Source organism: Phenylobacterium sp. (genome assembly GCF_036723115.1).
Classification (GTDB): domain Bacteria; phylum Pseudomonadota; class Alphaproteobacteria; order Caulobacterales; family Caulobacteraceae; genus Phenylobacterium.
Window position 1 is genome coordinate 1 of sequence record NZ_DAIMHV010000085.1, and the last position, 12022, is coordinate 12022.

At 70.3% G+C, this 12022-nt stretch carries 14 protein-coding genes and 1 pseudogene; 5 read left to right on the top strand and 10 right to left on the bottom strand.

Annotation, left to right across the window (positions count from 1 at the left end; translation table 11 throughout):
• The 3 genes and pseudogenes from V7D28_RS09875 to timA all read right to left on the bottom strand — a co-directional run.
• Positions 1-194, bottom strand: a pseudogene (locus tag V7D28_RS09875) (hypothetical protein); the annotation flags it as partial.
• Positions 191-1297 (bottom strand): MltA domain-containing protein, encoded by a 1107-nt coding sequence (locus V7D28_RS09880; RefSeq protein WP_333587215.1) that lies wholly within the window; start codon positions 1295-1297, stop codon positions 191-193. The gene V7D28_RS09880 and the pseudogene V7D28_RS09875, both read right to left, overlap by 4 nt.
• A gap of 4 nt (positions 1298-1301) precedes the next feature.
• The gene (gene timA / locus V7D28_RS09885; protein WP_333587216.1) at positions 1302-1916 is read right to left on the bottom strand and encodes a TIM44-related membrane protein TimA; all 615 of its coding nucleotides are present in this window, start codon (positions 1914-1916) and stop codon (positions 1302-1304) included.
• A 254-nt stretch (positions 1917-2170) separates the two neighbouring features.
• On the opposite strand from timA, the gene secB reads away from it, so the two are divergent.
• On the top strand, positions 2171-2683 hold the full coding sequence (gene secB / locus V7D28_RS09890; protein WP_333587217.1) for a protein-export chaperone SecB: 513 nt from the start codon (positions 2171-2173) through the stop codon (positions 2681-2683).
• Positions 2684-2767: 84 nt separating this feature from the next.
• Here the strand turns inward: secB and V7D28_RS09895 are convergent, their stop codons facing one another.
• From V7D28_RS09895 to V7D28_RS09925, 7 genes are all read right to left on the bottom strand, one after another.
• Positions 2768-3169 carry a type II toxin-antitoxin system VapC family toxin gene (locus V7D28_RS09895; protein WP_333587218.1) on the bottom strand — a complete coding sequence of 134 codons (402 nt, stop codon included), beginning with the start codon at positions 3167-3169 and terminating at the stop codon, positions 2768-2770.
• Positions 3166-3399 carry an antitoxin gene (locus V7D28_RS09900; RefSeq protein WP_333587219.1) on the bottom strand — a complete coding sequence of 78 codons (234 nt, stop codon included), beginning with the start codon at positions 3397-3399 and terminating at the stop codon, positions 3166-3168. The genes V7D28_RS09895 and V7D28_RS09900 overlap by 4 nt, the downstream gene beginning before the upstream one ends.
• A gap of 66 nt (positions 3400-3465) precedes the next feature.
• Entirely contained in the window at positions 3466-4170 is a 705-nt protein-coding gene (dnaQ, locus tag V7D28_RS09905) for a DNA polymerase III subunit epsilon (RefSeq protein ID WP_333587220.1), read from the bottom strand.
• 6 nt (positions 4171-4176) lie between these two features.
• Positions 4177-4824 carry a dephospho-CoA kinase gene (gene coaE, locus V7D28_RS09910; RefSeq protein WP_333587227.1) on the bottom strand — a complete coding sequence of 216 codons (648 nt, stop codon included), beginning with the start codon at positions 4822-4824 and terminating at the stop codon, positions 4177-4179.
• Entirely contained in the window at positions 4824-5699 is an 876-nt protein-coding gene (gene aroE / locus V7D28_RS09915; RefSeq protein WP_333587221.1) for a shikimate dehydrogenase, read from the bottom strand. Before aroE ends, coaE begins: the two co-directional genes overlap by 1 nt.
• A 27-nt stretch (positions 5700-5726) precedes the next feature.
• Positions 5727-6335, bottom strand: a complete 609-nt coding sequence (locus V7D28_RS09920) for a Maf family protein (protein ID WP_333587222.1) — start codon at positions 6333-6335, stop codon at positions 5727-5729.
• On the bottom strand, positions 6332-7177 hold the full coding sequence (locus V7D28_RS09925; RefSeq protein WP_442957922.1) for a pyruvate, water dikinase regulatory protein: 846 nt from the start codon (positions 7175-7177) through the stop codon (positions 6332-6334). The genes V7D28_RS09920 and V7D28_RS09925 overlap by 4 nt, the downstream gene beginning before the upstream one ends.
• 517 nt (positions 7178-7694) lie before the next feature.
• Between V7D28_RS09925 and hemE the strand changes: the two genes are divergently transcribed.
• The 4 genes from hemE to rho all read left to right on the top strand — a co-directional run bounded on the left by hemE (position 7695) and on the right by rho (position 11947).
• Complete coding sequence (gene hemE, locus V7D28_RS09930) at positions 7695-8729, top strand: uroporphyrinogen decarboxylase (RefSeq protein WP_333587223.1); 1035 nt, start codon at positions 7695-7697, stop codon at positions 8727-8729.
• 8 nt (positions 8730-8737) lie between these two features.
• Positions 8738-9766, top strand: a complete 1029-nt coding sequence (gene hemH / locus V7D28_RS09935; protein WP_333587224.1) for a ferrochelatase — start codon at positions 8738-8740, stop codon at positions 9764-9766.
• A 55-nt stretch (positions 9767-9821) separates the two neighbouring features.
• A complete protein-coding gene (locus V7D28_RS09940; protein WP_333587225.1) occupies positions 9822-10283 on the top strand; it encodes a CopD family protein in 462 nt (153 codons plus the stop codon).
• Between the two features lie 269 nt (positions 10284-10552).
• Positions 10553-11947, top strand: coding sequence for a transcription termination factor Rho (gene rho, locus V7D28_RS09945; RefSeq protein WP_333587226.1), 1395 nt, complete (start codon positions 10553-10555; stop codon positions 11945-11947).
• Positions 11948-12022: the final 75 nt, after the last annotated feature.

The window sequence follows — 12022 nt, forward strand, 5'->3', positions numbered from 1 at the left end:
GGCTTGGGCGGCGAGGGCGGCGGACCCTTGGGCCGGGCGGACTTGGGCGGCGCCTGCGGACCCGAGGCCTGCGGCGCCACGGCTTCAGGCGGGAGCGCAGGCTCCGGCGCAGGGGCGCGGCCGGGCAGGGGCCGGACCGTGGACGCCACGACCGACCAGAGCCTGTGCTCCTCCGGTCGCAGCGGCCGCTTCACGGGGCCAGGTCCGGTCCCACCCGGGGCGCGAGACGCACCATGGACAGGGTGTGGCGCACCCGTCCGGCCTCCACGCCGGCCTCAGGACCGGAGCCGAGATAGAGGTCGGCGCGAACCGGGCCCTGGATGGCGCCGCCGGTATCCAGCGCCAGGGCCAGCTGATTGTAGGTGGGGAAGGCGCCGGTGAGGATCGGCGCCTGGGCCTCGATCCAGAAGAGGGTGCCCAGGGCGTGGCGGCTCAGGTCCACGGCGATGGCGTGGTCCGGCGGCAGGGGCACGCCGGCCGCGCCCACGGGATGCAGACCATCGTCCGGCGCCAGGCGGAACCACACATAGCGGCGGTTCAGCCGCATGATGGCGTCGGCCTCCGGTCCCCGCCGCTCCGCCAGCCAGGCGCGGATGGCCTCGCCCGAGGTGTTGTCGGCCGCCAGCAGGCCCCGCTGGCGCATGGGATTGGCGATTCCGGAGAACGGCAGGTCGTTATGGGCCGCGAACAGGGCCTTGACCCGCGTCCCATCGGGGAAGGTGAGCACGCCCGAGCCCTGGATCTGCAGGAAGAACAGCTCCTCCGGCCGCATCCAGGCGAGCGCATCGGGCGCCGGCTGGGCCTCGATGCTGGCCCGGTCGGCCCGGCCGCTGAGGGCGGCGTGGTTGGCGGGCTTGGGGCGGACAGGGGCGCTGTATTCGGCGTCCGGCGTGGTGCGGGCCGTGTATTCCGGCGCGTAATAGGCCGTCAGCACGCCTTCGCCCTGCAGGCGCTCGGGCCGGAACTGGGTCTCGAAGAAGGCGCGGGCCGCCGCGGCGCCCAGGCGCTCAGGCCCGCTGCGGGCCCGGCGGCAGATTTCGGCGGCGGCCGGATCGCGCGCCACCCCGCAGGTGGCCCGGTAGGCGGCGAAGGCCGCGGCGTGATCGGCCTCCGTCCAGCCCTTGAGCTCGGCGAAGCTGGCCGGCACAGCCGGCGGCGTGGCCGGCGCGGGCCCCGGCGCCGGGGCGGGCGCAGGCCCGGGGGCCCGTCCAGGCGGAACGGAAGGCGCCGGCGCGCGGGTGGCGCAGGCCGACAGCAGGAGGACGCCCATCAGGGCGCCGACCAGACGCAGATTCACTTGCTCAAGCCTCCGCAGGGGCGACGTGCGTGAGGGTCCAGTTGGGATCGCGGCTCTTCAGGTTGCGCTCGAAGGTCCACAGCTCGGCGGTGCGGCGATCGTCCACCGCCTCGCCGCTGGCGTCGCGGGTGCGGCTGCGCAGTTCGGCCAGGAACCGCACGGTCACCTGGGCGCGGTCGCCCACCAGCTCGACCTTTTCCATATCGGCCCGGGGCGGATGCAGGAATTCCACGGTCTCGGTGCGGTTGTCGGCCTCGCGGGCGGTGATGGCCGCCTCGAAGGAGCCATAGACCTCGTCCGACAGCAGGTTGCGCAGGGTCTGGCGGTCCCCGTCGGCGAAGGCGCGCACGGTCATTTCATAGGCGCCCTTGGCGCCATGCAGGAAGTGACCCACGTCGAAGCTGGGGTCGCGGGCGCGCACGGCGGCCAGGCCCGTCAGGGCCACGCCGTCCTCGGCGGGCTCCAGGACGCGCTCTGGCGCGCGGGCCTGGGGCGCGGCGGCTTCGGGCTGCGGCTGGTCCTCCGGCTGGCGGCCCACCCGGCGGCCGAGCACGGAATAGAGCTGGTACAGCACGACGGCGGCCAGGGCGGCGAAGATGATCAGCTCCAGTAGGGGCAACGCGTCTCTCTTGGGCTTCTGAACGGGGCTTGGGCGTCTCGAAACTTAAGGCGGGCCACGGCTGATAACACCATCGCCCATCCCCTATATAGTCGGTGTGAACGCCCGCGTCAGGCGCGACGTTGCATCCCAGGGGGGGCCATGTTAGCAGCCCGCGCCAGCGGAAGGTCCCCCGGCGGACCCGCCGAACCCCAGGGCCGCCCACCGCCGGTGGCGCCCCCAGGCCCAGTCATCCTAGGAACGGACAGGCTCATATGACCGACACCAACGCGGCCGCCCCCGGCGCCCTGCCCAACGGCGCCGACGCCCAGGAGCCCGGCGTGCGCATCCTGGCGCAGTTCATCCGCGACCTGTCCTTCGAAAATCCCCGGGCGCCCGACGCCCTGCGCGGCGCCGCCGCCCAGCCCCAGATCGACCTGGGCGTGGAGATGAACGCCCGCGGCCGCGATGACGGCCTGTTCGAGGTGGACCTCAAGCTCTCGGCCCGCGCCGCCCGTGAAGACGGCCCGGTCTTTCATGTGGAGCTGGTCTATGGCGGGGTCTTCCAGATCGCCGGCGTGCCGGCCCAGGAGATCGAGCCCGTCCTGCTCATTGAGTGCCCGCGCTTCCTCTTCCCCTTCGCCCGCCGGGTGATCGCCGACGTCACCTCCGACGGCGGCTTCCCCCCCTTCCTGCTGGACCCCATCGACTTCGCCGGCGTCTATGCCGCCCGCAAGGCTCAGGGCGCGGTGGAACAGACCGCCCCCGGCCAGGTCGGCCACGCCTGAGGCGGGGCGGAAACCCGCCCGGCCCGACAAACGTGATCGGCGCCGCTCAAAGGCGCCCGGCGCGTTCAAAGGCCGCCGCGGGGCTCAGCGGAGCCAGTTCTCCACCTTGAGGTCGGCGACCCTCTCGAATTCCCGCCGGTTGTCCGTGACGACGACGCTTCCCGTCGCCAGCGCATGGGCCGCGATCAGCATGTCATTGCCACCGATGGGAAGGCCCTCGGCTTCCAGCTGAGCGCGGAGTCGGCCATAGGCGGCGTCGGCCGGCGTATCGAACGGCTGGACGTCCAGCACGCCCAGGATCATTTCCAGCTGAGCCGACAGCCGGTCGGATTGACGCTTGGTCGCGCCGAACCGCAGCTCGGCGGCGACGATGATGCTGGTGCATACCGCGCCTTCGCCCACCCGGGCGATGTGCTGAGCGACCTGTCCTTGAGGATGGCGCACCAGATCCGAGAGGATGTTGGTGTCCAGCATGTAGCGCGTCACAGGGACACCGGTGCGGGCGGAGCGTCCTCGATATCGGGGAAGGTCTCCTCGATTGACGGCAATTCAGACAGCAGCGCGATCAGAGATTTCGGCGGGGCGGCCTCGATGATCAGCCGGTCGCCCTCTCGCCAGATGATGGCGTCCTCGCCCGGCAGCTCGAACTCCCGGGGGATCCGGACGGCCTGGTTGCGCCCGTTCTTGAACAGCTTGATGTGGCGGAAGGCGTTCATAGGGAAGATATGGCATAGGCCTGTGGCATAGGCCACCCGTCGCCCGCCCGGCCCTCTCCGCCCGCTTCAGAATCCGTGCTTCTTCCAGAGGTCGTCGGACTTCACCACTTCGCGGATGAAGGCGGCGTGGCGTTCGCGTTCGGCGTCGGTGGAGCGCAGGGCCAGCGGGCGGGGACGGGCGCCATAGGCGGCCTGACGGGCGGCGCCCACGGCCTGGGCCATGATGGCCGGCGTCAGCTCCAGCCGCCGTTCGCGGCCGCCCTTGAGCTCCAGATAGACGTCGGCCAGCAGGCGCGCGTCGATGAGCGCGCCGTGCTTTTCCCGGTCGGCCAGGGAGATCTTGAACCGTCGGCACAGGGCGTCGAGGGAGTTGGCCATGCCGGGGAAGCGCGCCTTGGCCAGGGCGAGCGTGTCCACCCAGCGGATCTCTTCGATCTCCACCCGGCCGCACAGGCCAAGCTCGTGATTGATGAAGGTGCGGTCGAAGGCGGCGTTGTGGGCCACGATGGGGGCGTCGCCCACGAAGTCGAGGAAGGCCTCCACCACGCAGGCCTCGGCGAACTTGGGCTTGCCGCGCAGGAAGTCGGCCGACAGGCCGTGCACCTTCTCCGCCTCGGGCGGCATGTCCCGCTCGGGGTCGATATAGCAGTGGAAGCTGCGCCCGGTGGGGATGAAGTCCTCGATCTCCAGGCAGGCCAGCTCCACCAGGCGGTGGCCCTCACGGGGTTCGAAGCCCGTGGTTTCGGTATCCAGAACGATCTCGCGCGGCATGGGCGATCAATGGCCCGGTTCGCCTGAGGCTTCAACCGGGGCGGAGCCTTCAACCGGGGCTGAGGCTTCTGCCCGCAGGCGCGCGACGATGGCGTCCACCTGGGCGCGGGCATGGTCCAGGCCCTGGCCGGTATCGACCACATAGTGAGCCCGGGCGCGCTTTTCGGCGTCGGCCATCTGCTGGGCCAGGATGGCGTCGAAGCGGTCAGGCGTCATGCCGGGCCGGGCTAGCACCCGTTCGCGCTGCATGTCCGCCGGGGCGCTGACCACCACCACGGCGTCCATGCGCGCCTCGCCGCCGGTCTCGAACAGCAGCGGGATGTCCAGCACCACCATGTCGGCGCCCTTCGCCTGGGCCTGGGCGAAAAAGGCCAGGCGGTCCTGACCCACCAGGGGATGGACGATGGCGTTCAGCCGCTTCAGAGCCTCCGGATCGCCCAGGACGGCCTGGCGCAGGCGCTCGCGGTCCACTGCGCCTGCGACCACCACGCCGGGAAAGGCCTCGCCCACCGGCTCCACGGCCGCCCCGCCCACATCATAGAGGTCGTGCACGGCGGCGTCGGCGTCATAGACGGGGATGCCGTGGTCGCGGAACATGGCCGCGGTGGTGGACTTGCCCATGCCGATGGAGCCGGTGAGGCCGATCAGTCGCATCATTCCTTTAACCTCCCTTCGCTCTGGCCGAGCGCGGCCAGGGCCAGCTTACGCACGTCCACATCCTTGGGCGGCGGCGCGCCATAGAAGGCTTCGAACGCCGGAACCGCCTGGCCGATGAGCATGGCCAGACCATCCACCGTGCGCAGACCCTCAGCCCTGGCCTGCGCCAGCAGGGGGGTGGTGAGCGGCTTATAGACCATGTCCATGACAAGGGCGGACGCAGGCGCCGCGGCCAGCGGCAGATCGAGGCCCGCCTCGCCAGACAGGCCTGCGGACGTCGCATTGATCACCGCGCCCGCCCCGGCCAAGGCCTGGGCGGCGTCCGAAAGGGCGAAGGCGGTGATGGGGCCCTCCAGGGCCTCGGCCAGGGCCTGGGCGCGGGAGAGGGTGCGGTTGACCACGCGGACCTGCGGCGCGCCGGCGCCGGCGAAGGCCGCCGCCGCCCCCCGGGCCGCCCCGCCGGCGCCGAGGATCACCACCGGGGCGGCGGCCGGATCAAAGCCCGGCGCCTGCTCGGCGAAGGCGGCCAGCAGGCCAAGCCCATCGGTATTGTCGGCCACGAGGGTCCCGTCGGTCTCGAAGACCAGCAGGTTGGCCGCGCCTGCCGCCGCCGCCCGCGGGCTCGCCCGGTCGGCCAGGGCGAGCGCCTCCTCCTTGAAGGGCAGGGTGACGTTCAGCCCCCGCACCGCCCCCCCGCGCAGACCCTTGATGAAGGCCGCAAACCGTTCGGGGGGAGGGGCGAAGGGGACATAGGCGCCGTCGATCCCCGCGCCCGCCAGCCAGGCGTTGTGGATCAGGGGGCTCAAGGAATGTCGCACGGGCGCGCCCACGACGCCTGCCACGATCCCAGCTCCGGTTAGACGATGGCTCATTGCGCCGTCCTCATGGGCCAAGCCCCTTTAGTCGATCAGCACGCCGCGGCTGCGCAGATAGGGGAAGAGCCCCATGAGCGGCAGGCCGAGGATAGAGAAATAGTCGCCTTCGATGGCGGCGAAGAGCTGGGCGCCAGGCCCCTCCAGCCGGTAGCAGCCCACCGAGCCCAGCAGGGCCTCGCCCTCGGCGGCCAGATAGGCGTCCAGGAAGTCGGGGCTGAAGTCGCGCATGGTCAGGCGCGGGGAGACGAGCTCTTCCCAGACCACCTCGCCGTCCTCGGCGACGGCCACGGCGGCGTGCAGCAGGTGAGGGCGGCCCCGCAGCAGGTCCAGCCGGGCGCGGGCCTCCTCCAGGCTCTGCGCCTTGTCATAGAGGCGGCCGTCCACATCCAGCGTCTGGTCGGCGCCGATCACCAGGCCCGGCGTGCGGCGCGAAACCGCCACGGCCTTGGCCCGGGCCAGTTCGGCGGCGATGGCGGCGGGCCCCTCGCCCGCGGCCAGGCGCTCGGCCTTGACCACGTCCTCGTCCACTCCGGAGCCTGCGGTGCGGAAGGCCACGCCTGCGCCGGTCAGCACCTGGGCGCGGGCCGGGCTCTTGGAGGCCAGGGTCAGCGGCGGGGCGGTGGCCGGCGTCATCCGAGGATCTCCACCTGGCCGCGCCCGGCGCTCAGCAGGTTCATGACCGCGGCGGCCGTCTCCTCCACCGAGCGGCGGGTCACGTCGATCACCGGCCACCCCTGGCGCTCATAGAGGCGGCGGGCCTGGACGATCTCGTCGCGGACGGAGTCCACGTCGATATAGGCCGAGGTTCGGTTCTCCTTGAGGCTGAGCAGGCGGTTGCGGCGGATCTGGATCAGCCGGTCGGGCGAAATGGTCAGGCCCACCACCAGGGTGTTCTTGAGCGCCAGCAGCTTGTCGGGAATGGGCCGGGAGGGCACCAGGGGCACATTGGCCGCCCGCACCCCGCGATGGGCCAGATAGATGCAGGTGGGCGTCTTGGAGGTGCGCGACACCCCCACCAGGACCACGTCGGCCTGCTCCAGATCCTGGCCGCCCTGGCCGTCATCATGGCCGATGGCGTAGTTCAGCGCGTCCATGCGGTTGAAATAGTCGTGGTCCAGGGCGTGCTGGGCGCCCACGCGGGTGGAGGTGCTGGCCCCCAGATAGCGCGACAGGGCCGAGACCAGGGGGTCGAGCGCGGGCACGCAGGCCACGTCCAGCCGACGGCAGCCCTCCTCCAGGGCGGCGCGCAGCTCGGCGTCGACGATGGTGTGCATCACGATCCCTGGCGCGGCCTCGATGTCGGCCAGCGCTCGGTCCAGCTGCCGCTGGGAGCGGACCAGGGCGTAGATGTGCTCGATGGGCAGGACGTGGTCGAACCGGGCGCACACGGCGCGGGCCATGGCGTTCAGGGTCTCGCCCGTGGAGTCCGATACCAGGTGGACGTGAAAATAGGTGGCGATGCGCGAGAGGGTCATTTCGGACTGCGGGGCGCCTGCGACAAAGGTTCCTGTGGATCAAGGAGTCGACAAACCTCTTAGCCGAGGCGGACGGACTTGGGGATAGGCGCCGACTTATCCGCCACGCCTGGCCGACGGCCGAACCCGCGGGGACAAACCGGGACGGTCCTGGCCTTTCATCCACGGTATGACCGGCGGTGGAAGACCTTAACAAAAGGTAAACGCACAGGCGGGGGGGGGCGCAGGCCTCGTCCCCAATGCGGCCGCGGCTGGGGTTTAAGACTTTGTTAAGGAGTTGGGCGGGTTTGGCGGGCTCATCCCCGCAACTCACAGGCTGAGCCTCGCCAGGTGGGCGCGCACGGGCGCCGAATGGGGACAAGACGGTATGGCGCTGGGACGGGCCAGGTTCTCCCCGGGTCTGACCGGCCCTACTTCCTCCTCCACCCCTTTTTAAATCTTTCTTTCAGGAAGAAGACGGACGGACGGGAACGCCACGCCCTTGAGCCGGAGACGGAGAGCCGCTTTAAGGCTTTCCATGAGCGACGCATCTTCTCCCCGCCTGCTGCGGGTCCTGGCCGGGGAAACCCTGGATCGTCCCCCGGTGTGGTTCATGCGCCAGGCGGGCCGATCCCTTCCCGAATATCGTGAGCTGCGCACCCGGGCGAAGGACTTCATCGCCTTCTGCCATGACCCGGTCATGGCCGCCGAGGCGACCCTGCAGCCCATGCGGCGCTTCCCCTTCGATGCGGCCATCGTCTTCGCCGACATCCTGCTTCTGCCCCGGGCGCTCGGCCAGGCGGTGTGGTTCGAGGCCGGCGAGGGGCCCAGGCTCGGCGAGCTGCCGGCGCTTTCGGCCCTGGAGAGCCAGATCGAAGCCTCCACCGGCCGGCTGTCGGAGATCGGCGAGACCCTGGCCCGCGTGCGGGCGGAGCTCGAGCCCGACCGGGCGCTCATCGGCTTCGCCGGCGCCCCCTGGACGGTGGCCACCTATATGATCGAGGGCCGGGGCAGCGACCGGTCGGCTGCGCGCACCTACGCCTACCAGCATCCCGAGGCGCTCGACCGGCTGCTGGACATTCTGGTGGAGTCCACCGCCCGCTATCTGGTCATGCAGGCCAAGGCCGGCGCCCAGGCCCTGAAGCTGTTTGAAAGCTGGGCCGAAGGCCTGGCCGAGGACGTCTTCCAACGCATCGTCATCGGCCCGCATGCGCGGATCATCGAGAAGGTCCGCGCCGCGGGCGTCGAGACCCCCTTCATCGGCTTTCCCCGGGGGGCCGGCGCCCTGGTGGACAACTATGCGGCCAAGGTCCCCGTCCAGGCCGTGGCCCTGGACACCCAGGCCAGCGCCGCCCAGGGCCAGAGGATCCAGGCCGGCGGCAAGGCCATCCAGGGCGCGCTCGACAATCTGCTCCTGCGGGCGGGCGGTGCGGCCATGGACGCGCGCATCGACGCGCTCATCGAACAGTGGGGCCAGGCGCCCTATATCTTCAACCTTGGCCACGGGGTGCTGCCGGACACGCCGGTGGAGAACATCGCCCGGGCCGTGGCGCGCATCACCGGCAAGGGTTGAACCGCAAGATGAAGAAGCTGGCCGTCGTCCTGTTCAATCTGGGCGGGCCCGATGGGCCTGACGCCGTCCAGCCCTTCCTGTTCAACCTGTTTCGCGACCCGGCGATCATCGGCCTGCCGGCGCCGGCCCGCTATCCCCTGGCGGCCCTGATCTCGACCACGCGGCGGAAGTCGGCCCAGGCCAACTACGCCATCATGGGCGGGGGCTCGCCCCTGCTGCCGGAAACCGAGAAGCAGGCCGCCGCCCTGCAGGCGGCCCTGGCCGCCGGCGCGCCTGCGATGGAGACCCGGGTCTTCATCGCCATGCGCTACTGGAAGCCGCGGGCGGCGGAGACGGCGAAGGCGGTGGCGGCCTTCGCGCCCGATGAGATCATCCTGCTGCCCCTCTATCCGCAGTTCTCCACCACCACGACCGCCTCGTCCCTGAAGGACTGGACCAAGGCCTATGGCGGCCCGGGCCGGACGCGGGCCGTCTGCTGTTATCCCACCCAGGACGCCCTGGTGGAGGCGCATGCCGCGGTGATCCTGCGCACCTGGGAAGCCGCCGGCCGGCCCTCGGGCGTGCGCCTGCTCTTCTCCGCCCACGGACTGCCGGAAAAGGTGGTCAAGGATGGCGATCCCTACCAGGCCCAGGTGGAGGCCACCGCCGCGGCCGTGGCCGCCCGCCTGCCGGAGCTGGCCGACTGGCAGGTCTGTTATCAGAGCCGGGTCGGGCCGCTGGCCTGGATCGGCCCCTCCACCGAGGCGGCCATCGGCCAGGCCGCCGCGGACGGCAAGGGTGTCCTGCTCTCGCCCATCGCCTTCGTCTCCGAGCATGTGGAGACCCTGGTGGAGCTGGACCACGAATATGCCGAGCTGGCCCAGGCCAAGGGGGTCAGCCCCTATCTGCGGGCGCCGGCGCTGGGGGTGGAGCCCGCCTTCATCCGCGGCCTGCGCGACGCCGTCCTCGCCGGGCTGGATCGGGAGGCGGGGCTTGGCCCGATGGGCGACTGGACCTGTCCCGCCGCCTATGGGAAATGCCCCTGTCGGGCGGCCTGAGGTTCACTGGGACGCCGGACGGCTCGAAAAACCATAAGGCCCGGGGGAGGGCGCCATGACCACCTATGACCTGCTGCGCGGCCTGCACATCATCGCTGTGATCGCCTGGATGGCGGGGATGCTCTACCTGCCCCGGCTCTATGCCTATCACACCGAGACGGCGCCTCCGGGCAGCGAGTTCGACGCCCACTTCCAGGTCTGGGAGCAGAAGCTGCTCAGGATCATCATCAATCCGGCCATGGTCGCCACCTGGCTCCTGGGGCTGTCGCTGATCTTCTTCCACGTCCACAGCGCCGGGCGCGGCTGGGGCTTTCTGCTGCAGCCCTGGATGATCACCAAGCTCGCCCTGGTCGTGGCCCTTTCCGGCTGGCACGGCTTCCTGGCCGGGGCGCGGAAGAAGTTCGTGGCCGGGGCGCGTCCGCGCTCGGCCAAGTTCTGGCGCATGACCAATGAGATCCCCTTCCTGATCGCCGTGGGCGCGGTGCTGGCGGTGACCCTGGAGTTCGGCGCCCGCTGAGCCGGGACGGCTCCGGTTCAGGGCCCGGACCCAAGGGCTTTGTTCTGACCTGATCTTGACGGGACGCCCCCGGCTGTGGTTTGGCTGAGGGACGTGGGAGCCATCCCACGCCCCGCCTTTTTCCGGCGCCGCGCGTTCATGCGCCGACGGCCCGGCTTTCGAACATAGAGACCTGTCGCGCCGCTCACCGGCGCCTCCTGTCGCCGCCCGCCTTGCGCCCGGTCTTCCGGCGGCGTGGGGCTGCGAGCGGCCAAACCCCCCGGAATTCCATGACCGACGAGTCCCCCATGAGTGAAGACACCGAAGCCGAAGTCCTCGAGACCCAGACCGACGAGGACGGCCTGGACGCCGATCTGGACGAGCCGTCCCTGGCCGCCCAGGCCATCGCCGCCATGGGCCTGACGCGCATGTCGCTCCAGGAGCTGAAGGAGAAATCCTCCTCCGACCTGCTCGCCTTCGCCGAGCAGATGGACATCGAGAACGCCAACTCGATGCGCAAGCAGGACATGATGTTCGGCATCCTCAAGACCCTGGCCGAGGAGGGGGTGGAAATCTCCGGCTCGGGCACCATGGAGGTCCTGCCCGACGGCTTCGGCTTCCTGCGCAGTCCTGAGGCCAACTATCTCTCCGGCCCCGACGACATCTATGTCAGCCCCTCGCAGATCCGGAAGTTCGGCCTGCGCACCGGCGATTCCGTGGTCGGCGCCATCCGCGCGCCGCGGGAAGGCGAGCGCTATTTCGCCCTGGTGAAGGTCGACCAGATCAATTTCGAGGACCCGGAGAATGTCCGCCACAAGGTCCACTTCGACAATCTGACGCCCCTCTATCCGGAGGAGCGCCTGCGCATGGAGATCGACGATCCCACGCTGAAGGACCGTTCCGGCCGGGTGATCGACATCGTCGCCCCGCTTGGCAAGGGTCAGCGCTGCCTGATCGTCGCCCCGCCGCGGGTGGGCAAGACGGTGATGCTGCAGAACATCGCCAAGTCCATCGAGGCCAACCACCCGGAAGTCTATCTCATCGTCCTGCTCATCGATGAGCGGCCGGAAGAAGTGACCGACATGCAGCGCACCGTGCGCGGCGAGGTCATCGCGTCGACCTTCGACGAACCGGCCACCCGTCACGTGCAGGTGGCCGAGATGGTCATCGAGAAGGCCAAGCGCCTGGTGGAGCACAAGCGCGACGTGGTCATCCTGCTGGACTCCGTCACCCGCCTGGGCCGGGCCTACAACACCGTGGTGCCGTCCTCGGGCAAGGTGCTGACCGGCGGCGTGGACGCCAACGCCCTGCAGCGGCCCAAGCGCTTCTTCGGCGCCGCGCGGAATGTGGAGGAGGGCGGCTCGCTCTCCATCATCGCCACGGCGCTGATCGACACCGGCAGCCGCATGGACGAGGTGATCTTCGAAGAGTTCAAGGGCACCGGTAACTCGGAAATCGTCCTGGACCGCAAGGTGGCCGACAAGCGCATCTTCCCGGCCATCGACGTGCTGAAGTCCGGCACCCGCAAGGAAGAGCTGATCACGCCCAAGGATCAGCTGCAGAAGACCTATGTGCTGCGCCGGATCCTCAACCCCATGGGGGCGCAGGACGCCATCGAGTTCCTGCTCGACAAGCTGCGGAACGCCAAGAACAACGACGACTTCTTCCAGTCGATGAACACCTGAGGGGCCGGGCGCGCGGCCGGGGTCGCGCGCCCGTTTCGTTCGCCGGCCGCGCTCAGACGGGCGGCTCCGGTCCCT